Below are 23577 nucleotides of genomic sequence, written 5' to 3' on the forward strand. Positions count from 1 at the left end.
AGAAATTAATTGATATAATAGTTAAAAAAGTTTATCTTGAGGAGTCAATCGATCAGGCCAACAGCCCACGGGAAATTACCGCATGCTCTATCCGGAATGGATTCCCCTCATTCAGCCCAGTGACCAGCAAATTGTCCTGCTTCTTCTTGGCGGCATCGGCGGCCTCCAGTCAGGCCCCAATTTGCTCACCGAACTGCAACAGGCACACCGGCCGCACCTGAATGCCCTGGCGCGCAAGTCCCAGTGTGGCCTGCTTCATCCGGTCGCCGTGGGCATAACCCCAGCACCACACGCCGCCCTCAAAAGGCTGCTCGGCTGGCAGGGGGAAAAAGCCCCAGACTGGAAAAGCGAACTTGGCCTCCAGGCCTGCGCCATCTCCTCCCGCGCCGATTATCTTGAGCTCTTCTCCCGGGCGGGCATCACCGCGCTGCACACGCCTGATGATCCCGCTGAGTTGATCCGCCGCGGATGTGAAGAACTGGCCGGCCGGGATTTTATCATCATCCATTACGCCGCCCCTGAAAAAGAGGGACTCCTCGGCGGGTACTATGAAAAGATCAAAACCATCGAAGAATTCGATCTTTGCGTTTCACAGCTGCTGCAACCCGAGCCGGCGGTACTCGCCGTCTGCGGCGACCATTCCTGTCCGAGTGCCCTGGGATCGATCAGCTGGCATCCCGTGCCGGTGATGATCCAGAGCAGCACGACCCGATATGATATGGTCCAAACTTACGATGAAATAGCATGCAGCACCGGCGCGCTCGGGTCACTCCCGATAACTGCGCTGCTGCCGCTGCTGCTCGGTAGCGCCGGCAGATTGGCCCCCGCCTCTTGAGAGGAACCCATGCCTACCCCTTCCTATCTTCCACCTCATCCCGAATCCCTGACTCCGGCGACCTTGGCCGGACTTATCGATCATACCCTGCTCAAACCGGAAGCGGTTGCATCTCAGTTCGAACAACTCTGCCGCGAAGCGGCAACCTATCGCTTCGCCTCGGTTTGTGTCAATCCCTCCTGGGTCCGTTTTTGTGCGGCACGTCTCAGCGGTTCCGGCATACCGGTGTGCACCGTGGTCGGCTTTCCCCTCGGCGCCATCCAGACCGAAAGCAAGGTCGAGGAGACCAACCGAGCGATTGCGGAGGGGGCAACAGAGATCGATATGGTCCTTCATGCAGGCTGGCTGAAATCGGGATACCAGGATCAGGTGCTGAACGACATCGCCAGCGTTGTCCGCGCGGCCGCACCCCATACGGTGAAGGTTATCCTCGAGACCTGTCTGCTCAGCGAGGAGGAGAAGATAACCGCGTGCGCACTGAGCCGCGCCGCAGGCGCGCGGTTTGTTAAAACCTCGACCGGGTTTGGCAAGACCGGCGCCACCGTCGCCGATGTCGCGCTGATGCGCCGCTGCATCGGCGATGCCCTCGGAGTCAAAGCCTCCGGTGGCATCCGCGATCTGAAAACCGCACTGGCGATGATCGGCGCCGGCGCTAACCGCATCGGTGCCAGCGCGAGCATCGACATCATCACCGCCATGAAATCATAACAGGAACTCCATTATGAAGACCATAAGACTTGTCCTCTGTCTCATCATCCCTGCCTTCGCTCTATTGTTGGCCTGCACCGGACTACAGCAACTGGTTCGTACCCCCAGCGTTAGCATCGCCAACGTCGGCCTGCAAAGTCTTTCCTTCGATGCTGTGACCCTCGATTTCGACCTCAAGGTGCACAATCCCAACGCCTTCGGCGTCTCCCTCCTGGGCTTCAGCTACAAATTTCTCCTCGAGGACAAGGAACTTTTTTCAGGTAACAACACCTCCAGCTTTGCGGTGCCCGCTCAAGGAGACGGACACGCCCATATACCGATCACCCTTAATTTCAACGAGATCTACCGGCTGGCCCAGAATACTAAATCTCTCGATTCGCTCAAATACCATATCAGCGGCTCCCTTAATCCCGGTGGCCTGCTGGCCGGCATGTCCATTCCTTTCTCCAAGACTGGCACCATGCCGAATCTGCGCATCCCCGAAGTATCGCTCGGCAGCCTCACGGTTAATAAGCTCGACCTGAGCGGCATCGACCTTAATCTCGCCCTAAAAATGAAAAATCCCAACGCCTTCGCTTTTGATATCGGCAAGCTGAATTATGCCGTCAAGCTCGCCCGTCAGCTGGTGGCATCAGGCGTGAGCCAGAATATGGTCTCGGTCCCGCAAAAGGGATCGGGGGAGATCATTCTGCCCATCAAAATCGATTTCGCCGGAGCGGCTGCCTCGCTGAAGAATGCCCTGACAGGTGGCGTCATCGACTGCGCGATCTCCGGCGGGGCGGGCCTCAATACCCCCTTCGGACTGCTGAATCTCCCGCTCGAGACCGCGCAAAAGGTGACCATTTTCAAATAGAGCACTTTCTCCGCGCAAGACAGCATACATTAAAAAGGCCCTCACTTGAGGGCCTTTTCCATTCGCTCCAGAAGTTCGGGTGTGATCGGGATCTCCTCCTTTTGCAGCCCCAAAATGCAGGCGCCTGCAGCGGGCTCGAAGCGGGGATCAATAAAATGGACGCTGGAAACCACCTTGAGAACCTCTTCCTCCATGAAAGGCAGCAGGACCTGGCGTTGATGAAAGATGCTGCCGATCAACGCTACATCGACTTCCCGACCCTCGCGGTCCATCCGCCTCGCAGCACCTGCCACCAACCTGCCAATCTCACGGCCGGCGCTTTCAATGATCCCCCGAGCTGCAACATCCCCTTGCTCGGCGGCCGCAAAAACTGCCGGCGCATTGCTGGCAAGCTCGGTGCGGTCGATTTTATCGGCGTATATTTGCGAGATGATCAGATCGATGCTGCTCAAGCCATATTTTTTCTCGTAATGTTCCCGCAGCACCGTTTTCGGTCCACGGCCGTCCAGATCCTTCAACGCCGCGATCAAGGCCTGCTGTCCGATATAATAGCCGCTTCCCTCATCGCCCAGCTTGAATCCCCAGCCTCCGCAGCGGTAGAGTGTCCCCTTTTCGTCCTTGCCAAAACAGATGGAACCCGTGCCAGATATGACAATAATTCCCGGACCGCCACCAAAGGCGCCAGCCAGAGCCGCAGCCGCGTCCGTGTCGATGGTGTGATGTCGGGCCAATCCTCGCGAGCGGAATTGGAGGGAGATGGCTTCGCGGTCCGCCGGCCGGCCCGCGCCGGCCAGGCCGGCATAGAGATGATCGACCTCCGCTGCACTACATCCAGCTGCAGCTGCCAGGTTATGGACCAGCGCGGCCAGGTTCTCTCCGAGGCGCTCGAAACCGATGGCCTGAATATTGGACGACTTGCCAGTGGCGCGCGCCAGCAACCTACCCTGCGCATCGATCATAATGCCTTTGGTCGCTGTACCGCCGCCGTCCAAACCGATGATCCGTTTAGCCATGACCCTCCCTCCTCTGTCGTTCGATCCGTGTCTCCAGTTTGCAGCCGATCAGGGCGGCCGCGGCCACTTTAAGCGCCTCTACCGGCAGAAAAGGGACCATTCCTGCCATCAAGGCACCAGAAAACGGCAGGGCCTTGCCTGTGAACCACCTGAAAGAAAAATACAACCATAAAGTCCCAAAGACAAGCAAAAAAAGCGTCGTAGCTGCCATCAGCAGCAGGAGCGCGGAGAAATGGACGCGCTTCAGTCTGGCCCTGCCTGTGGCCACCAGGGCTGCCGCAAGCGGCATCGCCGCAAGATAGCCAAAAGTGGGCTGCAAGAGGTAGGAAGGACCCCCTCCCTGGTTGAAAAGCGGCAAGCCCATCAGGCCGAGCAAAAGATAGATCCCCTGCGTCACCGCCGCTGCCCCAGGGGTGAAAAGAGTGCCCGCCAGGAGCGGGAAGAGACTCTGCAGCGATACCGGCACCGGATAAAAGGGGATGCGCAACAAAGAACCAAAGCAGGTCAATGCGGTCATAAACGCCATCCCCGCCAGGGTACGCGTCGAGGGTTTAATCATGGGTCTCCTCCCGCGCAAGCCCTCCTCCTGACCCGCTGTGCCGGCGGGGCCAGGGCGCCTCCGGCGGTGCGGTTTTAATGGCATTGAGCCATTTTGCTGTTGCATTTACCCCGCCGCTTTGATATATTATCCTCAAGCGATGAATGGACGTTCAAGGTGCAGCGCATTCTCCGGACGGTTGTAGCCCGGGGGAAGGCTTTGCACCTTATTTATTAATAGACGATGCCGGAACTCCTCCGGTTTTTTTAGCGCACTCAGGTGACCGCATGATGGGTATGACACTGCTCGGCCCTTGTCGATATGCTGCGCCGGGAATGTCACCGGCTCGCGAGATGGGCCGCGTTATGGGTCTTTTCATCCTGCTGTTCCTCGCCGCTGGGCCGGTCTGGCCGCAAACCCTGACGACCATCACCTTGCAGCGGCAGGCCGCATTTTCGCCTTTCTCCTTTGTCGATGAGGAGCGGCCAATCCGGCCGACTGTAGGAGTGACCCTCAGCGGCGGTGGTTTGCGCGGCCTCGCTCAGATCGGGGTACTGGAGGTTCTCGAGGAGCACAACATCCCGATCGATTATATCGCCGGCACCAGCATGGGCTCGATCATCGGCGGCCTCTACGCCTCCGGATACTCGCCTGCGGAGTTATGGAAGATCCTTCAAGGCCTTAATATCGCCGATCTCCTCGACGATACTCCCAACCGCTCCAGCCAATTTCTGGCAGAGAAGCAAAAGCAGAGCCGGGCCTTTCTGCAGTTGCGAATGGCGGGTGGCAAATTTACCCTTCCTGAAGCCGTAACGCCGGGTCAAAATATCACCAATACCTTATCCGATCTGCTCCTCAACGCCCCGCTGCATCAATCCGATTTCAGCCGGCTGCGCGTACCTCTGAAAATCATTGCCACCGATCTGCTCAAGGGCGAAAAGGTCGTCCTGCAGCGCGGCAATCTGATCGAGGCCATGCGCGCCTCTATCGCGGTACCGCTACTGCTCTTTCCGGTGGAATATGAAAATTCGCTCCTTGTCGACGGCGGTCTGCTCGATAACCTGCCTGTCGAGGAAACGCGCGCCATGGGTGCCGATATCGTTCTCGCCGTCGATTGCACCGCCAACCTGCGCCGCCGCGACGATATCAAACTGCCATGGAAACTGCTGGATCAGGTCACAACCATCATGCAGCAGGAACACAATCTCGCACAACTCGATAAAGCCGATCTGGTCCTTTCATTCCGCCAATTTCCCGATTCCCTGACCCACCAAGCGGCCATCAAGCTCCTTTACGAACAGGCGCGCGCCCAGACTCTGGAGATCATTCCGCAGCTGCAAAGCCTGATCGAGAAAAAAGCCCAAGCCATGGCCCCGCCCGATGCCGACTCGTTCAAGTTGAACAAAATTGCTTTCGAGAGCACTCTCCGGCTCGGCTATTCCGAACTCATCGATACCAGGACCAGCCGGTCCTATACGCGTGCGGACATCCAGGCCAACCTCGTCACCTTGTACGAAACGGGCTATTTCCGCGATGTGACCGCGCGCATCCAGGTCGATGGTCCGGACACCACCCTGATCTATGACCTGCTGCCCTATCCGGAACTCAAGGAGATCCGCCTCCATGGCAATACGGTCATGCCCGACAGTCTCCTCCTCCTCCCTTTCGCCCTGCAAATGGGCCGGCCGCTCAATCGGCATCAGGCACGTGAAGCCCTGACAGAACTGATCCACCGCTACCGCGAAGGCGGTTATTCCCTGGCGGAGGTGAAAAAGGTCCGCTTTGAGGAAACGAGCGGAATCGCCGACCTCTGGATCGACGAAGGGAAAATCGCCCGCGTTCTCTTCGAAGGGGCCGAGGTCACCCAGTCGTGGGTGCTTGAGCGCGACTTTTCCGTCAGAAGGGGTGATCTCTTTCAGCGGGAGCAGGCACAGGTCGCTGTCAACAATCTGTTCGGCACGGGCCTCTTCAACGCGGTCACCCTCCTGCCTCAATCCGGCCCTGAGGGCTGGGAGATCGTCGTGCGGTTGACAGAAAAGCAGTACACCATCCTGCGGCTCGGCGGCCACTATGATGTGGAACGCAACGGCCGCGCGCTGGTTGAAGTCGCCAACGACAATATCTTCGGTACCGCCAATGATCTGACCTGGCACGGACAGTACGGGGGGCGCGATCAAAAAACATTTTTGCAGCTGAACACCAACCGCCTCTTCAAATCCAATCTCACCAGCCAGATCCTTATCAAGAAGGAGTACGCCAAGCGCTTTCATTATCTGAATTTCACCGGCGTCGGCGAGTATGAACGGCACACTCGTGGCGCTTTCTTCAGTTTGGGCATGCAGCTCGCCCGCCTCGGCCAGCTCTCCGGTTTCATGCGCCTGGAGAAAACCCATCTCCACACCCTCTCCGGCATCGGCCCCTCCTCCGGTCGCCTGCTGGTTAATTCCATAGGTCTCACCAGCGTCGTCGATACCCGCGATCAGGCGTTATTTCCCAAACAGGGTAAATATTTTTCCTTCAGCTATGAACTCTCTTCCGGCACCTTTCTCGGCTCCGATATCTCCTATTTCAAGGTACAGAACCAGTTCACCAGCTACTGGACCTGGCATAGCCGCAGCACCTTCTCACCCCGTCTCTTCTGGTCTACAGCGGATCTGACCACACCCTTCTCAGAACAGTATAAAATCGGAGGGGAGAACTCCTTCTATGGTTTGAGGGAGGAGGAATGGTGCGGGCGTAATCTGATTTTGGGGAGTCTGGAATATCGATACCTGCTGCCGTGGAAAAATTACCTCAGTATTTACTTTGCCACCCGCCTCGATTTCGGTGCGGTCTGGCAGAATTCCGTCGATGTCAAGGGCAGCGACTTCATTTCTGGCCGCGGTGTGGCCCTAATCGCGCGTACCCTGGTCGGGCCCATTTCCATCGCCTATGGCCGGGCCAGCAATGGCAGCAAACGCTTCTACTTTTCCGCGGGATACAACTTTTAATCAGCGCCGCGCCTGATCGCGCTCCAGGTTCCACTGCACCCAGGCGCTCTGCTCATCCGCGTCGCTGCGGTTGAAAGCGCTGTTCTGGACCACCTGCCCGCCACTGTTGACCCGAACCTTCTGCATGCTCCTTACGATCAGCGTCCATTCCTCCAGAGAGACTGCGTGCGGCGCTGCCACCTCGACCGGACCGGGAACCTGCTGCGGCGCCACCCCTCCCTGCACGGCCGCACGCACTGGCGCGACCCGCTGCAACACCACCTCTCCGGAGTAGACCCGAAGTTCGGCGCTCGAGTCGGCGGCAACGCTGAGACGCAAGGTCGTCCCGGTAATGGCTGCGGCGGCTACCGGGGTGGTTATGGAAAAAACGTGCTTTTCATCCTTCTTGCCGATGTGCGCCCACAGATCCCCGGATTGCAGCAGGATCTGCGACTCGCGCTGCTGCTCCCGCGATTCTTCATAGAGCTTCAGGATATCGATCGTTGTGCGCGGCGCCATCCGGATCCGGTCCAGGTGCGCGATCTCCAATTCGGCGCGCGATTCGGCGAAGGTGCGCACCCGCTCCCCGGAGACGACCGGCGAATCCTTGATTACACTGTACCAGTCGCTCTCCGCCCGCTTCTGCTTCTTGGCCGATCCTTCAACGTACGTAACGACCCCGGCGCCGACGGGCTGCTCCCCGCTCAAGACGAAGCGAAACCCTGCAGCGGCCAGAAGAAATAGGCCGGCCCGCACCATCCTGCCACATCGTGTGGTGCCTCCCATGTTCACACCTCCAAACAAGCGTGAAAGGAACAACCCCGATCAGGAACGCTTTTTGCCCTGCGGATCCGGCAATGCAAAAACCTCGACGATTTCGTCGCCCTTGACAATGTTGACCAGCGCGGCGCCCTGGGCCGACCGGCTGCCCATCTTGATCTCTTTGCCCTTGATCCGTTTCAGTTTGCCTTTTTTGGTCACGACAAGGAAAAGATCCTGTGCCCTGGCTTCCAGCACTCCGGCCACCTCACCCGTTTTTTCCGAGCATTTGTAGTTGACGATGCCCTTGCCGCCGCGCTTGATCACGCTGTACTCCTCCAGCGCGCTGCGCTTGCCGAAACCGAGACGGGTCACGCTCATCACCGCCGCCTCCTCGTGCTGCAGTACCACCAGACTGATCACCTGATCATTCTGATCCAATTCGATCCCTTTAATGCCGCCTGCGGCAGCTCCCATGTCGCGGACATCCTCCTCCGAGAAACGGATGCTCTTGCCCTGCTGCGTCGCCAGCAGCAGTTGCGCCTTGCCGTCTGTCATACCTGCTCCGGCTAATACATCATCTTCACGCAGCCCGATCACCGGCAAGCCACCCTCACGGATCCGCAACAACTCCTCCAGATTGACCTTTTTCACCAGACCCTGCCGGGTGGCGAGAAAAAGAAATCGCTCCCCCTCCGGTTTCGGCAACTCGAAGCAGGCGATGATCTCTTCAGCCCCTTTGAAGTGGAGCAGTCGTTCGATCTCTCCGTCCTTGACCGCCTCCGATGCAAGGCGAATAAAGCTGGTGCGTGAGAGATAGGCGCGACCGGAACGGCAGATGAAAAGCAGGAGCTGACTGTTGAGTGCGCGCAGCGCAAAGCGGAGATAATCCTTTTCGGCGAGAAGGCCGGCTACGGCTTCGGCACTGTAATCGGCCGGGCTGAAGCGGCCAATCCTTCCCCGCCGAGTCAGGGCGACGATGAACTCTTCATCCGAGACCATCTCCTGCAGCGACTGCTCGCCGCCAGAACTGCGGCTGAGAATCTGGGTGCGCCGGTTGTCGCCATAGCGCTCTTTCAACTGCAGCAGTTCCTCCTTGATCAGCTGCATGCGCAGGGATTTACTCGCGAGAAGGGATTTGAGCTTCTGGATCAGCTTGATCAGCTCCTTGTATTCATCCTCGATCTTTTTGCGCTCCAGACCGGTTAGGCGCTGCAGCCGCATATCGAGGATGGCCTGGGCTTGAATTTCTGAGAGCCTGAAATTCTTCATCAGCCCCGTGCGTGCGGTGTCCACATCTTTCGCTTTTTTGATCAAAGCAATGACCGCGTCGATGTTGTCGAGCGCGATTTTCAGCCCCTCCAGGATATGGGCACGCTGCTCGGCCTTTTCCAATTCGAATTTGCAGCGGCGCAGGATCACTTCATGGCGGAATTTAAGAAACTCCGCCAGCATCTGTTTGACGTTGAGGACCTTTGGCTCCCCGTTGACCAGCGCCAGCAGGATGACCCCGAAGGTGGTCTGCATCTGGGTATAGCGGAAGAGATCCTTGAGCACAGTCTCGGCCTCCGCCTCCTTGCGCAACTCGAAGACAATACGCATGCCATCGCGGTCCGATTCATCGCGGATGTCGTAAAGTCCGTCGATCTTCTTTTCGCGCACCATCTCGGCGACGCGCTCGATCAGGGAGGTCTTATTGACCTGATAGGGGATCTCGGTGACGACAATGCGATGGCGGCCGCCGCTGACTTCTTCCACATGAACCCGCGCGCGTACCGTCAGTTTGCCGCGGCCATGCTTGAAATAAGCCGCGATCTCCTCATCACCTGCGATGATGGCCCCGGTGGGAAAATCGGGGCCTTTCATGAACTTGCGGATCTCCTCCGGCTTCAAGTCCGGTTTCTCGATCAACGCGACCAGGGCATCGACCACCTCGCGAAGGTTGTGGGGCGGGATGTTGGTCGCCATGCCAACGGCGATGCCCGCCGCCCCGTTGACCAGCAGCGTCGGCAGCAGCGCCGGCAGTACCAGCGGCTCCTTGAGCGAATCGTCAAAATTGGGGACGAAGTCGACGGTATCCTTCTCGATATCGCGCAGCACCTCGTCTGCGATGGGCGCCAGGCGGGCTTCGGTATACCGCATCGCCGCCGGGGCATCCCCGTCGATCGAGCCGAAATTGCCCTGCCCATCGACCAGGGGGTAGCGCAGGGAAAAATCTTGCACCATGCGCACCATGGCGTCATATACCGCCGTATCGCCGTGGGGATGGTACTTGCCGAGCACCTCACCGACGATACGCGCGCTCTTTTTGTAGGCTGAATTGGAGCGGATGCCGAGCCCGAGCATGCCAAAGAGCACGCGGCGGTGCACCGGCTTGAGGCCATCACGCACATCGGGTAGAGCGCGGGCGACAATGACCGACATCGAATAATCGATGTAGGAACTCTTCATCTCCTCTTCGATAAATACCGGGAGGATCTTTTCGCTAGATTGTGTCATCTCTTTTCGTCATTTATATGGGACGGTGCCTCAAACATCGAGATTGCGCACGTATCGGGCATTCTCCTCGATGAACTGGCGGCGCAGATCGACATCGTCGCCCATCAACATCGAGAAGATATGATCCGCTTCGAAGGCTTCCTCCACCGTTACTTGCAGCAGCGTGCGGTTTTGCGGATCCATGGTGGTCTTCCAGAGCTGCGGCGGATTCATCTCGCCCAGCCCCTTGTAACGCTGAATCGCGGCATTTTTGTTTTGCTGCCGGTATTTTTCCTGGATCTTTTGTACTTCCTCTTCATCGTACGCGTACTGCTCCTCGGAGCCGCTGGCAATGCGGTAGAGCGGCGGCTGGGCAATGTAGAGATACCCCTGTTCGATGATCGGCCGCATGTGTCGGAAAAAGAAGGTGAGCAAGAGAGTGCGGATGTGCGATCCGTCAACATCGGCATCGGTCATGATGATGATCTTGTGGTAACGAATCCGCTCCGCCTGAAAATCATCGCGGCCGATGCCGGTGCCCAGGGCGGAGACAATGGTGCGGATCTCCTCGTTGGAGAGCATTTTATCCAAGCGGGCCTTCTCCACATTGAGAATCTTGCCCCGCAGGGGAAGGATGGCCTGGAATCGGCGGTCCCGTCCCTGTTTGGCACTGCCACCGGCCGAATTGCCCTCCACGATGAACAGTTCGGTCCGCTCCGGCTCGGCCCAGGAGCAATCGGCCAGCTTGCCGGGGAGGCTGTCGTTTTCGAGCGCCGATTTTCTCCGGGTCAGCTCGCGCGCCTTGCGGGCGGCCTCGCGCGAGCGCGCCGCCACCACACATTTTTCGATGATGCGCTTACCGATCGAACCGTTCTGCTCGAGGAACTTGCCCAACTGCTCATTGACCAGGGCCTCGACGATGCCCTTGACTTCACTGTTGCCGAGACGGGTCTTGGTTTGACCCTCAAATTGCGGTTCGGTTATCTTGACGCTGATGACCGCGGTCAAACCCTCGCGCACATCCTCGCCGCTCAAGGAATTATCACCGTTCTTGAGCAGCTTGTTCTTGGCCGCAAAATTATTCAGTGTGCGCGTCAGCGCCGCCTTAAAGCCTACCAGATGCGTCCCGCCCTCAACCGTGTGGATGTTGTTGACGTAGGAATAGATATTCTCATTGTACGAATCATTATAGGAGAAGGCGATGTCCACCGGGATGTTATCGCGCTCGCCGGTCAGGAAAATGGGCCTCTTGGTGATGGTGTTGTGACCCTGATCGAGGTACTCGATGAAAGCGCTCAGGCCGCCTTTATATTTGAATCTGTTGCTTTTGCCGCTCTTGACATCGAGAATGGAAATTTTCAGGTTGGGATTGAGAAAGGCCAATTCGCGCAGCCGTTCCGAGAGGATCTCGAAGCTGAACTTGCGTTTTTTAAAAATCTCACCATCAGGCAGAAAGGTCACTTTGGTACCCGTGCTCTTGCGCGAACCCACCTTCTTGACGGGGCCTTCGGGGACGCCGCGTTGGTAGCGCTGTCGGTACAGGCTGCCATCGCGGGCGACCTCGACTACCAACCATTCGGAGAGGGCATTGACCACCGAGACGCCGACGCCGTGGAGCCCGCCGGAAACCTTGTAGGCCTTTTTATCGAACTTGCCGCCCGCGTGCAGCATGGTCATCACCACCTCGAGGGCGGATCGGTTCTGTTCCGGATGCAGGTCCACCGGGATGCCGCGGCCGTTATCAATGACGGATACACTCTCATCCTGGTTGATGATCACGTCGATCTCATCACAAAAGCCGCCCAAGGCTTCATCGATGCTGTTATCTACCACCTCATTGACCAGATGGTGAAGGCCACGCACGGCGACATCACCGATGTACATCGCGGGCCGCATCCGCACCGCTTCCAGTCCCTTGAGGACCTGAATCTGACTGGCGTCGTATTTGCTGGTTTTGGCATTGTTCATGCTGTTCGCACTGTCCAGTTTAGATAAAACGAATCTCCCTGACGAGATTTTCTCCGAGTGTGCTGCGTATTTTTTCCAGTATCAGCGCTTTTTGAAAGAGCAGTTCTGTCCGCCAGGTTGCGGAGGCAACCCGCACAAAGAGTACACCATCCTGTAATCGTTCCGCGTGGGAAATGGCGGCAACGCGCTCCCCCACCAGCCGCGGCCATTCCGTGATCACCCGCTGCTGCCGGAGCCGCTCGCCGAGTCCCAGCTTTTGCACCAGCTGCGCCAGATCCTGGGAGATATGCCGGGTATTATCCTTGGCCATCGCCGGCCTGTTCTATCTGTCCTGCTCGAACAAAAAACACCTGCTGTTGTTCCGCACGGTGTACCTGATGCTGCACGGCCGCGTAATCTGCGGAAGTACCGGAGATGAAACATTGACCCTCTTCGGAAAAGAGATCGACGACCCGCTCGCCGCGCCGCTGGTCCAGTTCAGCATAGAGATCGTCGAGCAGCAACAGAGGCGTCCGGTGCAAGTGGCGCTGCAGCACCTCCAGTTCGGTCGCCTTAAGGCTGATCAGGACACTTTTGTGCTCCCCTCTGGAACCATAGTGCCGCAGCGGCCGCGCGCCGATAGAGAACTGGAATTCATCACGATGGGGTCCCACCAGAGAAAGGCCGCGTGCAGTTTCCGCGTGGCGTAAGCGACGCAGTTGCTCGCTGAAAAGCCCCTCGATCGCCGTCCCATTTTGATAATCAACATTGGGTTGATAGGTGATGGTCAGGCGGTCGCTGCCGCTGCCGGAAATCTGCTGATACCGTGCAGAGAGGACCTCGGCCATCTCTTCGACCAGAGCCTTGCGGAAGCGCATCAAGGCAGACCCCCTGGCAATGAGTTGTTCATCCCAGACCGATAGATCATCCCGCATCCGCGTCTTGCCGCTTTGAGCAAGCCAGAGAAGGCGATTGCGCTGCTTGATGATTTTATCATACTCTTTGAGATCGTTCAGATAGCGGGCTGAACACTGGGATGCTAGAATATTGAAAAAGCGCCGGCGCTGCTGCGGGGAGCCATGCGTGATGTCATAATCGGCGACAGAAAGAACCACTGCTGGAAATTGCCCCACCAGGAGTGAGAATTGATGCACGGATTTGCCATCGAGGACGAGCTGTTTTCCGGATGCAGTCTGAAACCGCAATTGAATCTCGTGCTCAATGTCCTTCTCGCCGCTGAAATGGCCGGTGATACTGAAACCCTCCGCTCCCGTGCGAACCATCTCGACATCGCTGCTGGTGCGAAAAGATTTGCAGAGACAGAGAAGATAGATCACTTCCAGCAGGTTGGTCTTGCCCTGAGCGTTTTCGCCGAAAAGGTAATTTTTATGAGTGCAAAATTCAAGGCGCTGAAAACCCAGATTACGGAAACCGTCAATAACTAGGCTGCGCAGGACCATGGCCCATCCGATTCTTACTCCGCACTATAGGAGTATTCCGTTCCCGTCGCCGGTGCGGCCTCGTTGATGCGGATTGGCATCAACAGCATGATGATTTCTTCACCCTCGCGTTTTTCGATCGGTTTGAGGATGGCAGCGCTGGTGGCATCCTTGAGTTCAAAAACCACCTCTTCGCCCTCAAGGTGGCGCAGGACATCCATCAAATAGGTGCTGTTATAGCCGATTTGCATCCACTCCCCGTTGAAGGCTACCGGAATGACCTCCTTGGCTTCTGCACCGAATTCCAGATCTTCGGAGCGTATCGTCATCTCATCCGCGGCGATCATCAGCCGCACCTGATGCGTCAGCGAACTGGAAAAGATAGCGACGCGGCGGAGGCTGGCGATAAGCTGATCACGGTTGACCTGGAGCCTTTTGTCGTTATCCTTGGGTAGAACCCGTTCATAATTGGGATAAGTGCCGCTGATCAGCTTCGAATAGACCACGGCGCGTTCCAGAGTGAAAACAATGTGATCCTCGCCGATCTGGATTCCTACCGGTGCATTCTCCTGGAGATTGCGTAACAGCAAATGCAGGGTTTTGGTGGGGATAATCAGATTGCGGCGGACGTCCTCCTTCAACATGCCGTTGCTGACCGTAATTTTAGCAAGGCGGTGGCCATCGGTGGCCACGAAGCGAATCTCTCCGGGTATCAATTCCATGTTGATCCCGGTCAGGGCCGGACGCAGTTCATCGGCGGAGACGGCAAACATGGTCTGTTCCGCCATGCGCCCAAGCAGGGCGGCATCGAGCTGAAAAACCAGTTCACCCTCCTCGACACTGATCTGCGGAAAATCCTCCCGGGGCTGCGTGGCGAGCTTGTATTCGCCTTTATCGGTCTTGATGGTGACTTTGTTATCGGCTTCGGAAAAAATATTCAAGGGAACATCGGGCAGTTCGCGTACGATTTCGACAAGGATCTTGGCAGGGATGGCTACCGACCCTTCTTCGTTCCCGTCTACATCCAGAGTCGTCGTAATCGAAATTTCCAGATCCGTTCCCGTCAGGGAGAGCTTGCCGTTGCGAAGATCCAGCAGAATGCAGGTGAGAATGGAAATCGTCGTTTTCGGCGGCACCACTCCGATCACTTTCTGCAGGGCGTCGAAGAACTCCTTTTTAGAAACCGAAAAATTCATGTGTCCCTCCATGCGAAAAAGGCTGGTTTAATCATTTAAGTTATATAATAAAAAAATATATATCAAGATAATTGTAGTAATAGGCGGCGTGGATATGTTGATAACGGTGCACAAACCCGCTCTTTATACAGCGCCGCACCGTGAAAACAAGGGATAAGAAGGCATGCAATGCTGTGGAATTTTGAACAAACGCTTGTGAATGCCGTGGTGATAACGGGCTCTTTATCCACAAATACGGGCGGAGCAAAAAACAACTCCCATTTACTCCAGACTTTTCAACACCGGTTAAAGCGTTGTCCACAGGCCATGCACATCTTGTGCACCTGCTCTTAGAGCTGGGAAATCTCGATCCGGTTGCGAATGGCTTCAACATCCTGACGAAATTTGACGTTGCTGCCAATCAATTCTTCGGTACAGTTGATGGCATGAATGACGGTACTGTGATCACGTCCGCCAAAGTGAAGGCCGATGGTTTTGAGAGAACTGTCGGTGAGCAGCTTGCAAAGATACATACAAATCTGCCGGGCCTGGGCGATCTCCTTCTTACGCGTTTTGGAGCGCAACAAATCATCCGGAAAGGAAAAATGTTCAGCGGTGATTTTCTGGATGTACTCGATACTGATCGCTTTGGTCTTGCTGATGCAAACATCGCGCAGAACCTTCTTGGCCACTTCAAGTGTGATGTCGATACCATTCAGCGAGGCATAGGCGAGCAGGCGGATCATCGCCCCTTCTAGCTCACGGATGTTCGAGGTGATATGGGTGGCGATGAAATGAAAAATCTCCGGTGGTAGTTCGATGTTGCTCTCTTCAGCCTTTTTCTGGAGAATGGCTTGACGCGTCTCAAGATCGGGGGGCTGAATATCGACAACCAGTCCCCACTGGAAGCGCGACTTAAGGCGCTCCTCCATGCCGAGTAGATCCTTGGGAGGGCGATCCGAGGAGAGGATGATCTGCTTGCCTTTTTGATGGAGCGCATTGAAAGTATGAAAAAATTCATCCTGGGTACGCTCCTTATTCCCGAAGAACTGGATGTCGTCGATCATCAAAATATCCACATTGCGGTAGAGGCCGCTGAATTCTGTGGTCTTGTTTTTCTGGATCGAATTGATGAAATCAGCCGTGAAGCGTTCGCTATCGACATAGAGCACCCGGGTTGCCGGATTCTGTTCCTTGGCATAGTTGCCAATCGCCTGGATCAGATGGGTTTTACCCAGTCCCACGCCGCCATAAACCACCAGCGGATTGAAGGTGGTCGAACCCGGAGATTTAGCCACGGCCAGCGCGGCGGCCTTGGCAAATTTGTTGCATTCGCCCTCGACATAGCTGTCGAAACAGTAGCGCGAATTGAGATTGTCCGGATGGCGCGGCCCAGAGGCAACCGGCAGCGGTTTGGTATAGGAAGGCGGTGGTACCGTGAGTTCGGCGGGAAGCGGCGAATCCATACGGATTGAATAGGCCAGTTTAAAACCGTTGCCCATCACTTGAGAGAGCGCCTGGTTCATCATGACACCGTATTGCTGCTCGATCCATTCATAGGAAAACTGATTGGGTACCTGAATGGTCAAAGATTTTTCATCCATTTTAAGAGGCCGGATGGGACGAAACCAGGTGAGCAGGGTATTGGGATGCACCTCCTCTTTGAGGATGGCCAATACCTTATCCCAAATTTCGACATGATTGTACTGCATAGGACTCCCGTCGCGTAATAGAGGGTTACTTGTCAACATATGGTCCTGCCCCGTCTCTGGATGCTAAAAAAGAGTGTTCCGGAAAGATATCCACAATAGATATCAAGTTATCCACATATTCAGAAGAGGAATAATAGAGAAGAAGTTTCTTAAATACAAGACATTGTACTATTTTCAACGAATGGTTTTTTCACAGGGCTTGTGACAGCGCCAGACCAAGTCCCTCCAGAAGGAAGACTTTTACAAGTTATCCACATCTGCTCAAGAGGCTGCTCTCGCTTATTAATTTTAGCAAAAGCGCGATGATTTGCAACAGCAAAATTTGATATTTTTAAGGGTACCTTGAGAAGGGCGGGGAGGCTCGCAGGGGCTGCGTTGGACTCCCACAACGACAGGCCACGCCCTCTTGCTCCGGCTCGGCGTGAAAGCGAATGAAAATAAATCCTTGATTTTTTATATAAAATTTCGTAATTATATAAGCTAATATCCAAATATAAAGGAGATTTGACCCATGCAGCCGACCTTTCAACCCAGCAAACGGAAGCGGATCAACAAACACGGTTTCCGATCCAGAATGGCTTCCAAAAATGGCCGCATCGTTCTGGCGCGGCGACGCGCCAAGGGCCGCAAGAAACTTAGCGTCAGCGACGAATAAATCGCGTGCCCCCTACGCATACCGCAAGACTTGACAGGGCAGCCATCATAAAAAAAAGCTCCGAGTTTACTGATATCATCCGCAGGGGCGAGCTCTTTCAGGGGAGCTGCTTCTCGATTTTTTATCGCGATAACGTTCAACGCCGGATGGGCTTCTCCGCTAAACGCGGTCTCAAGGCAGTGGAGAGATGCCGCCTGCGACGCCTCGGACGCGAAGTATGGCGCCGAGTGCAGTTCCAGATCCCTATCTGCGGAGATTTCATCATCATCGGGCGGGAGCAGGCTCTAAATGCGCCCTTTGCTCTTCTTGAAGATGACATGCTCGCCCTGATCGCACGAATTGATAAAAGACAACGGGAAAACCGCAACCCTGAACGGGCTCACCCGGCACTGCGGTCAACGAGGAAACCTTCACTATTGTGAAAATCAACCCTGTAAAACATCTCCTTTTTTCGCTTTTACGTTTTTATCGACATGTGATCTCTCCGGCACTCCCTCCCAGTTGCCGCTATCAGCCCACCTGTTCCGAATATGCTTATCAAGCAATTGAAAAATATGGAGTTATAAAGGGCTGCATCAAGGCTTTCTTTCGCATTCTCCGCTGCAATCCGCTTTTCCCCGGCGGATATGACCCCGTATAGGACGCGCCATGAATCTCGATAAAAAGACTATCCTCGCCTTTCTGCTCATCGGACTGGTGTTTCTCTTTGTCCAGAGCCCGATCTATCAGAAGCTTTTCTTTGCGCAAAATTATCAGAAACAAATGGCTGCCAAGGAGGCGAAAGCGGCTGCAGACGATTCGCTCGGCACCGTCGCCGCCAAGAACGAGGTGCTTCCCGCGGAGACCCTCGCAAGCGCGCCGATCGACTCGGTGCGCCAAACCATGCTGACCGAGCAGCAAATCCCTGCCCGCGAGATCACGGTTGAGACCGACCTCTATACAGCAGTCCTCTCGACCCGGGGCGGCACGCTGCAGGGCTGGACGCTCAAAAAGTACCAGAAAGCCCCCAAGGAACCGGTCTCCCTGCTTCCGGTGAACAGCCGGGAAAACCTCGGTCTCGATTTCGTCACCCGGGAAGAAGATACCCTCAGAACCGGATTGTACAACTTTTCTTGCGAAGCACCGGATAAGCTGGTGGCGGACCCTGCCGGCACCACCATCACTTTTACACGGCAGCTGGATAAGGGGCGAACCATCAGTAAAAGTTATACCTTCCATAACGGACGCTACGATTTCGATCTCGAGGTTTCCTTGGTGGGAATGGGTTCGCTCGTCGCCGACAAATCCTATGAACTCATAGCACCCAACGGTCTCGAATCTTCAGAAGTGCGCATGTCGGAGGATATGTATTACGCCAAGGCCGCCATCGCAGCAGCCGGACGCGTCAACAAAATCACAAAGACAGCGGGCGTGCTGGAGAAGGAGAGCGGCAGCATCGAATGGGTAGCGGTGCGCACCAAGTACTTCGCCTATGCGATCATCCCCAGGACCGCCAAGGGAACCTTTGCCACCATCCTCGGGAAAGAGTATGCCTGGAGTGGCGATGACAAACTAAAGTGGAAAAAATTCGCAATCGGTCTGGGAATGCCGCTAGTCCGCGACAACAGCCGCGACCGCTTCACGATCTTCATTGGTCCGATGCACGATGATCTCCTCAAATCCTATAAGATCGGCCTGGAAAAGTTCATGGATATGGGCATGAAAATCATCCAGCCCTTCAGCATCGCCATCCTCTGGACCTTTAAAAAGCTCTATGCAGTGATACCAAATTACGGGCTGGTGTTGATCCTTTTTGCGCTGATCATCAAACTGATCACCGCTCCCTTGACCCACAAGAGTACTGTCTCGATGAAGCGGATGCAGGCGCTGCAGCCGCGCATGGAAGAGCTGAAAGAAAAATATGCCAAGGATCCACAGAAGCTCAATCAGGAGACGATGAAGCTTTACAAAGAAGAGGGCGTCAACCCGATGGGGGGGTGTCTGCCCATCCTGCTGCAGATGCCGTTGCTTTGGGCGCTCTTCATCGTCTTCCGCACCACCATCTCGCTGCGGCAGCAGGGATTTTTCTGGTGGATCAAGGATCTCTCCGGGCCGGATACCGTTTACACCCTTCCCTTCACCATTCCCTGGTATGGTAACGGGGTCAATATCCTCCCCATCCTGATGGGCGTGACGATGATCATCCAGCAAAAGATGTCGATCAGTGATCCGAAGCAGAAGGCTATGGTCTATTTTATGCCGATCTTTATGACCCTGCTGTTCAATAACTTCCCTTCGGGCCTCAATCTCTACTATACCCTGTTCAACATTATCGCCATCATCCACCAAAAATATTTCATGGGATTGGATGAGGTGGCGGTGGCACCGGCCAAACGTAAGGTTTGAAACACGCAATGGATTGGATTTACAGCTGGATATGCCCCGCAGAACAAGGCGGGGCATTCTTGTTTGGAGCGGGACGCTTGTGAAAACGGACGATAGCGATATCATTGTCGCGTTGGCGACGCCGCCGGGATCTGGTGCATTGGCCATCATCCGCGTCAGCGGTCCAGATTGCCGTACCTGGTTTGACCCGCTTTTTTCTGGACGGACGCGTGTGGCCGGAGCGAAGCCTGGGCGGTTCTACGGGCGGCTCATCGATCCGCTGGGGCCGGAAGGTGCACCATGCCGGGAGATGGATGAGGTCATCATCCACACTTACAAGGCGCCGCATTCCTTCACCGGTGAGGATATGGTGGAGATCAACTGCCATGGTGGCATGGTCGTGGTGCAGCGCATTCTGGAGGTCCTGCTGCGACAGGGAGCAAGGCTGGCGCAACCGGGAGAATTCAGCCGGCGCGCCTTCATGCAGGGGCGTCTCGATCTGCTCCAGGCGGAGGCGATTGCCGATCTCATCGCGGCGCGCGGACGTCTCGGGGCCGATCTCTCCCTGCAACAGCTCCACGGCACACTATCGGAGCGGATCCGGGAGCTGGCGCAGAACCTGCGGCAGAGCTGTGCGCTGCTGGAGCTCGAACTCGACTTCAGCGAAGAGGAGGTCTTCGCTGACCGCACCTTGCTGGAAAGCAAGGTCGAAGAGGCACATGGAGAGATCAGCAGGATCCTCGATACCTGGCGCTATGGCCGGGTGCTTCGCGAGGGGGCTCGTGTCGTCCTCGCTGGCAAGGTCAATGTCGGAAAATCGACGCTGATGAACCGGTTGCTGAGGCAGGACCGAGCCATTGTCTCCCCCATTCCGGGAACCACACGCGACACCCTCGAGGAGGGCGTCAACCTGGACGGACAGTTTTTCAGACTCATCGATACCGCGGGGCTGCGCGACCATGCCGAAACGGTGGAGCAGGAGGGCATCGCGAGGACTCTTGCGGCCATCGAAACGGCCGATATTCTCCTTCTTCTCTTTGATGTCCATTCGCCTCTCGACGACTGCGACCGGCGGCTCCTTGAATGGGGTGCAGAAAGTCGGGAACGGATGGTGCTGCGGGTGCTGAACAAGTGCGATCTCGAGCGCTGTGAAGCGACCGCGGCAGAACCGGCTCTGGCGGGAGCGCTGGAAATTTCGTGCCGCACCGGGGCGGGGATTGAGCCCCTCCAGCAGGCGTTGAGTGGTTGTATCCGCCATTGGCGCCCCGATGAGGAAGGGGTGGTGATCACCCGGTTGCGTCATTTTGAAGCCCTGAAGCGGGCACAGGAGCATCTACGACTAGCGCAGCAAAGCCTGGCGGAACAGCAGCATGGCGAGTTCATCGCACTCGATCTGCGCGCCGCATTGAATGAGTTGGGTGGGGTGACTGGGGCCGTCAGCAGTGCCGATATTCTGAACGATATTTTTTCAGCCTTTTGTATCGGAAAATAGGATGTTCCACGTGGAACCGTATCGCGGCAGTAAAGGAAATCCTAGCAGTGGATCGTAACGCGCACGATTTCGATGTGGTGGTCATCGGCGGCGGCCATGCCGGCTGCGAGGCAGCCCTAGCGGCGGCCCGTATGGGCGCGGCCACTCTGTTGATCAGCCAAAACCTTTTCGCCATCGGACAGATGTCCTGCAATCCGGCCATCGGCGGCCTGGCCAAGGGGCATCTGGTCAAGGAGATCGATGCCCTCGGCGGTGCGATGGGTCTGATCGCGGACGAGACGGCGATCCAGTTCCGCATGCTCAACGGCTCCAAGGGACCTGCGGTCTGGTCGCCGCGCACCCAGAATGATCGTCTCCTCTATGCCCAGCGCATGCGCCAGCTGCTAGAGGAGCAGAAAGGGCTGGCGTTGCGTCAGCAGACGGTCAAGGCGCTGTTGGTGGATGCGGGGCGCGTGCGCGGCCTGATCACCGAGGTGGATACCCCATTGTATGCCGACCGGGTTATTCTCTGCGCCGGCACCTTCCTTAACGGCCTGATACATGTCGGGATGAGCCATTTTCCCGGCGGCCGCAATGGCGAACCCAACGCCGCCGGCCTCACCGAGCAGCTTGCGGCCTGCGGCCTCCGAGCAGGCCGCCTCAAGACCGGCACGCCGCCGCGTATAGATGGGCGCAGTATCGATTTTGCAGCGATGGCCGAACAGCGCGGAGACATCAAGATCGTACCCTTCTCGCATCGTCATGAGCACCTCGACTATCCCCAATGCGCCTTCTACCTCACGCGAACCCGTGCGGAGACGCACGCTATCCTGCGCTCGGGATTGGGGCGCTCTCCCCTCTATCAGGGGGTGATCCAGGGCGTCGGCCCGCGTTATTGCCCCTCCATCGAGGATAAAATCCACCGCTTCGCAGATAAGGAGAGTCACCAGCTCTTTCTTGAGCCCGAGGGCCGCACGACCCAGGAGTACTACCTCAACGGTTTTTCCACCAGTCTGCCCGAAGAGATCCAACTCGCCGCGGTCCGCTCGATTCCCGGACTCGAGAAGGCGCACCTGACCCGGCTGGGTTATGCCATCGAATATGATTATTTTTACCCCAGCCAACTCTGGCCGACCCTGGAGACCAAGCCGATCGCGGGGCTCTATCTCGCTGGCCAGATCAACGGGACCTCCGGATATGAAGAGGCCGCCGCTCAGGGATTGATGGCGGGCATCAACGCCGTACTCTCCATCCGCGGCGAAGCCCCCTTCATCCTCTCCCGTCAGGAGGCGTATATCGGGGTCCTCATCGATGATTTGGTCACCAAGGAACTCTCCGAACCCTACCGCATGTTCACCTCGCTCGCCGAGAACCGACTGCAGCTGCGCCAGGACAATGCCGATCTGCGTCTGATGGCGTACGGCCATGCCCTGGGTCTGATTGATGCCGCGGCGCTGCAGCGAACCGAACGGCTGCGCGCCGAGATCGCCGCCGCCCGGCGGCGTCTCGAAACCCTCAAGCCGGATCCCGCAGCGATCAATCCACTGCTGGAGCGGGCGGGCACGGCCCCGCTGACCCAACGTGAGAGCCTGGCGCAGCTGCTCAAGCGTCCGCAAGTGCGCCTCGCCGATTTTGCAGGGCTCGAGGGCGACCCCCTCTATGCAGCCGATTCGCCCTTCTGGCGCCGCGTCCGCGAGGAGGTGGAGATCGAGATTAAATATGCCGGCTTCTTGCAGCGGCAGCAGGAGCAAATCCGACGCATGGCCGATCTTGAAACGACTCTGATCCCGGAGTCGACCGATTACAGCGGCATGACGGCGCTCTCCAAGGAGAGCCGCGAGAAGCTGCAGCGCATCCGGCCGCGCACCCTGGGGCAGGCCTCGCGCATTTTAGGGGTGGGGCCGGAGGATCTTTCGGTCCTGATGCTCTACCTCGCCCGCCGACCCCGGCGCGCAGAGGTTCCACGTGGAACCCAGATCAGCGGAGAGGAAAATGCTGCCGGAGAATAAAATTGCTTTGTTGCAGCTTGCAAATGATGTAAATTTGCAGGCGCCGCAGCAGGAGATGGCGGCACACTATGTTGAGCTGATCGAGACGTGGAATCGCCACACCAATCTGGTTTCTCGTCAGGACATAGGCCGCTTGGTTTCGCGGCATCTGCGCGAGTCGTTTTGGTTCTGCCTGCCACAGGTTCTCGGTGAGGCCACGCGGGTGCTCGATCTCGGCAGCGGCGCCGGCTTTCCCGGCGTGCCGATGAAGATCCTCCAGGGAGCATTGCGCCTCACCCTCCTCGATTCGCGGCAGCGGAAGGCCCTCTTTCTCGCCGAGGTCGTACGTAGTATGGGGTGGCGCGATGTCGAGGTTTGCTGTGATCGCGCCGAGAACCTCCCCGTCCGCGCGCCGGGCATGCGTTTTGAACTAGTCGTTTGCCGTGCCGTCTCCTGCCTTACGGAGCTGTGGCGATGGGCAGAACCGCTGCTGCAGCCCGGTGGGCGCCTGGCAGCACTCAAAGGCGGCAATCTGGCGCCGGAGGTGAACCGGCTCAAAATGAAACGCCCGGCCCTGGAGGTGCAATGGCACGCCATGCCGCAACTGACCGACGATCCGACTGCGGACCGCACCATGATTCTGATTCACAAGTTCTGAAGCATGCATAGGAGG

At 56.9% G+C, this 23577-nt stretch carries 19 protein-coding genes; 10 read left to right on the plus strand and 9 right to left on the minus strand.

The window, feature by feature from the left end:
* Positions 1–82: 82 nt before the first annotated feature.
* The 3 genes from PLH32_01790 to PLH32_01800 are packed head-to-tail and all read left to right on the plus strand — an operon-like array spanning position 83 to position 2396.
* Positions 83–835 carry a hypothetical protein gene (locus PLH32_01790; GenBank protein HQJ63323.1) on the plus strand — a complete coding sequence of 251 codons (753 nt, stop codon included), beginning with the start codon at positions 83–85 and terminating at the stop codon, positions 833–835.
* Positions 836–844: 9 nt separating this feature from the next.
* Complete coding sequence (deoC, locus tag PLH32_01795; GenBank protein ID HQJ63324.1) at positions 845–1543, plus strand: deoxyribose-phosphate aldolase; 699 nt, start codon at positions 845–847, stop codon at positions 1541–1543.
* A gap of 13 nt (positions 1544–1556) precedes the next feature.
* Positions 1557–2396: an LEA type 2 family protein gene (locus tag PLH32_01800; GenBank protein ID HQJ63325.1), complete on the plus strand. Its 840-nt coding sequence runs from the start codon at positions 1557–1559 to the stop codon at positions 2394–2396.
* Between the two features lie 41 nt (positions 2397–2437).
* On the opposite strand, the gene PLH32_01805 is transcribed toward PLH32_01800, so the two are convergent.
* Both PLH32_01805 and PLH32_01810 read right to left on the minus strand, forming a co-directional pair.
* A complete protein-coding gene (locus tag PLH32_01805; GenBank protein ID HQJ63326.1) occupies positions 2438–3409 on the minus strand; it encodes a BadF/BadG/BcrA/BcrD ATPase family protein in 972 nt (323 codons plus the stop codon).
* Positions 3402–3968: a biotin transporter BioY gene (locus tag PLH32_01810; GenBank protein HQJ63327.1), complete on the minus strand. Its 567-nt coding sequence runs from the start codon at positions 3966–3968 to the stop codon at positions 3402–3404. Before PLH32_01810 ends, PLH32_01805 begins: the two co-directional genes overlap by 8 nt.
* A 266-nt stretch (positions 3969–4234) precedes the next feature.
* On the opposite strand from PLH32_01810, the gene PLH32_01815 reads away from it, so the two are divergent.
* Positions 4235–6937: a patatin-like phospholipase family protein gene (locus PLH32_01815; protein HQJ63328.1), complete on the plus strand. Its 2703-nt coding sequence runs from the start codon at positions 4235–4237 to the stop codon at positions 6935–6937.
* Here PLH32_01815 and PLH32_01820 read toward each other — a convergent pair whose 3' ends face one another.
* From PLH32_01820 to dnaA, 7 genes are all read right to left on the minus strand, one after another.
* On the minus strand, positions 6938–7702 hold the full coding sequence (locus tag PLH32_01820) for a FecR family protein (GenBank protein HQJ63329.1): 765 nt from the start codon (positions 7700–7702) through the stop codon (positions 6938–6940). It abuts the gene before it with no gap.
* A 39-nt stretch (positions 7703–7741) separates the two neighbouring features.
* Positions 7742–10174 (minus strand): DNA gyrase subunit A, encoded by a 2433-nt coding sequence (gene gyrA / locus PLH32_01825; GenBank protein ID HQJ63330.1) that lies wholly within the window; start codon positions 10172–10174, stop codon positions 7742–7744.
* Between the two features lie 30 nt (positions 10175–10204).
* On the minus strand, positions 10205–12121 hold the full coding sequence (gene gyrB, locus PLH32_01830) for a DNA topoisomerase (ATP-hydrolyzing) subunit B (GenBank protein ID HQJ63331.1): 1917 nt from the start codon (positions 12119–12121) through the stop codon (positions 10205–10207).
* 19 nt (positions 12122–12140) lie between these two features.
* Positions 12141–12431: a DUF721 domain-containing protein gene (locus PLH32_01835; GenBank protein ID HQJ63332.1), complete on the minus strand. Its 291-nt coding sequence runs from the start codon at positions 12429–12431 to the stop codon at positions 12141–12143.
* Positions 12418–13560, minus strand: coding sequence for a DNA replication/repair protein RecF (gene recF / locus PLH32_01840; protein ID HQJ63333.1), 1143 nt, complete (start codon positions 13558–13560; stop codon positions 12418–12420). Before recF ends, PLH32_01835 begins: the two co-directional genes overlap by 14 nt.
* Positions 13561–13574: 14 nt before the next feature.
* Positions 13575–14735, minus strand: coding sequence for a DNA polymerase III subunit beta (gene dnaN, locus PLH32_01845; protein HQJ63334.1), 1161 nt, complete (start codon positions 14733–14735; stop codon positions 13575–13577).
* A 329-nt stretch (positions 14736–15064) separates the two neighbouring features.
* Positions 15065–16426 carry a chromosomal replication initiator protein DnaA gene (gene dnaA / locus PLH32_01850; GenBank protein HQJ63335.1) on the minus strand — a complete coding sequence of 454 codons (1362 nt, stop codon included), beginning with the start codon at positions 16424–16426 and terminating at the stop codon, positions 15065–15067.
* Positions 16427–16937: 511 nt separating this feature from the next.
* Between dnaA and rpmH the strand changes: the two genes are divergently transcribed.
* The 6 genes from rpmH (at position 16938) to rsmG (ending at position 23562) form a co-directional block, all read left to right on the plus strand.
* Positions 16938–17081 carry a 50S ribosomal protein L34 gene (gene rpmH, locus PLH32_01855; GenBank protein HQJ63336.1) on the plus strand — a complete coding sequence of 48 codons (144 nt, stop codon included), beginning with the start codon at positions 16938–16940 and terminating at the stop codon, positions 17079–17081.
* Positions 17082–17505: 424 nt separating this feature from the next.
* Entirely contained in the window at positions 17506–17721 is a 216-nt protein-coding gene (gene yidD / locus PLH32_01860) for a membrane protein insertion efficiency factor YidD (protein HQJ63337.1), read from the plus strand.
* Positions 17722–17729: 8 nt separating this feature from the next.
* A complete protein-coding gene (gene yidC / locus PLH32_01865) occupies positions 17730–19466 on the plus strand; it encodes a membrane protein insertase YidC (protein HQJ63338.1) in 1737 nt (578 codons plus the stop codon).
* Between the two features lie 79 nt (positions 19467–19545).
* Positions 19546–20937 (plus strand): tRNA uridine-5-carboxymethylaminomethyl(34) synthesis GTPase MnmE, encoded by a 1392-nt coding sequence (gene mnmE / locus PLH32_01870; GenBank protein HQJ63339.1) that lies wholly within the window; start codon positions 19546–19548, stop codon positions 20935–20937.
* 47 nt (positions 20938–20984) lie between these two features.
* Complete coding sequence (gene mnmG, locus PLH32_01875) at positions 20985–22925, plus strand: tRNA uridine-5-carboxymethylaminomethyl(34) synthesis enzyme MnmG (protein ID HQJ63340.1); 1941 nt, start codon at positions 20985–20987, stop codon at positions 22923–22925.
* Complete coding sequence (gene rsmG / locus PLH32_01880; GenBank protein HQJ63341.1) at positions 22909–23562, plus strand: 16S rRNA (guanine(527)-N(7))-methyltransferase RsmG; 654 nt, start codon at positions 22909–22911, stop codon at positions 23560–23562. The genes mnmG and rsmG overlap by 17 nt, the downstream gene beginning before the upstream one ends.
* Positions 23563–23577 lie beyond the last annotated feature (15 nt).

It is taken from the genome of bacterium (assembly GCA_035419245.1).
GTDB lineage: Bacteria > Zhuqueibacterota > Zhuqueibacteria > Residuimicrobiales > Residuimicrobiaceae > JAKPUX01.

Coding starts and splice junctions, on each gene's coding strand:
- PLH32_01790 (HQJ63323.1), top strand. CDS start 83: ATGCTCTATCCGGAATGGATTCCCCTCATTCAGCCCAGTGACCAGCAA.
- deoC (HQJ63324.1), top strand. CDS start 845: ATGCCTACCCCTTCCTATCTTCCACCTCATCCCGAATCCCTGACTCCG.
- PLH32_01800 (HQJ63325.1), top strand. CDS start 1,557: ATGAAGACCATAAGACTTGTCCTCTGTCTCATCATCCCTGCCTTCGCT.
- PLH32_01805 (HQJ63326.1), bottom strand. CDS start 3,409: ATGGCTAAACGGATCATCGGTTTGGACGGCGGCGGTACAGCGACCAAA.
- PLH32_01810 (HQJ63327.1), bottom strand. CDS start 3,968: ATGATTAAACCCTCGACGCGTACCCTGGCGGGGATGGCGTTTATGACC.
- PLH32_01815 (HQJ63328.1), top strand. CDS start 4,235: ATGATGGGTATGACACTGCTCGGCCCTTGTCGATATGCTGCGCCGGGA.
- PLH32_01820 (HQJ63329.1), bottom strand. CDS start 7,702: ATGGGAGGCACCACACGATGTGGCAGGATGGTGCGGGCCGGCCTATTT.
- gyrA (HQJ63330.1), bottom strand. CDS start 10,174: ATGACACAATCTAGCGAAAAGATCCTCCCGGTATTTATCGAAGAGGAG.
- gyrB (HQJ63331.1), bottom strand. CDS start 12,121: ATGAACAATGCCAAAACCAGCAAATACGACGCCAGTCAGATTCAGGTC.
- PLH32_01835 (HQJ63332.1), bottom strand. CDS start 12,431: ATGGCCAAGGATAATACCCGGCATATCTCCCAGGATCTGGCGCAGCTG.
- recF (HQJ63333.1), bottom strand. CDS start 13,560: ATGGTCCTGCGCAGCCTAGTTATTGACGGTTTCCGTAATCTGGGTTTT.
- dnaN (HQJ63334.1), bottom strand. CDS start 14,735: ATGAATTTTTCGGTTTCTAAAAAGGAGTTCTTCGACGCCCTGCAGAAA.
- dnaA (HQJ63335.1), bottom strand. CDS start 16,426: ATGCAGTACAATCATGTCGAAATTTGGGATAAGGTATTGGCCATCCTC.
- rpmH (HQJ63336.1), top strand. CDS start 16,938: ATGCAGCCGACCTTTCAACCCAGCAAACGGAAGCGGATCAACAAACAC.
- yidC (HQJ63338.1), top strand. CDS start 17,730: ATGAATCTCGATAAAAAGACTATCCTCGCCTTTCTGCTCATCGGACTG.
- rsmG (HQJ63341.1), top strand. CDS start 22,909: ATGCTGCCGGAGAATAAAATTGCTTTGTTGCAGCTTGCAAATGATGTA.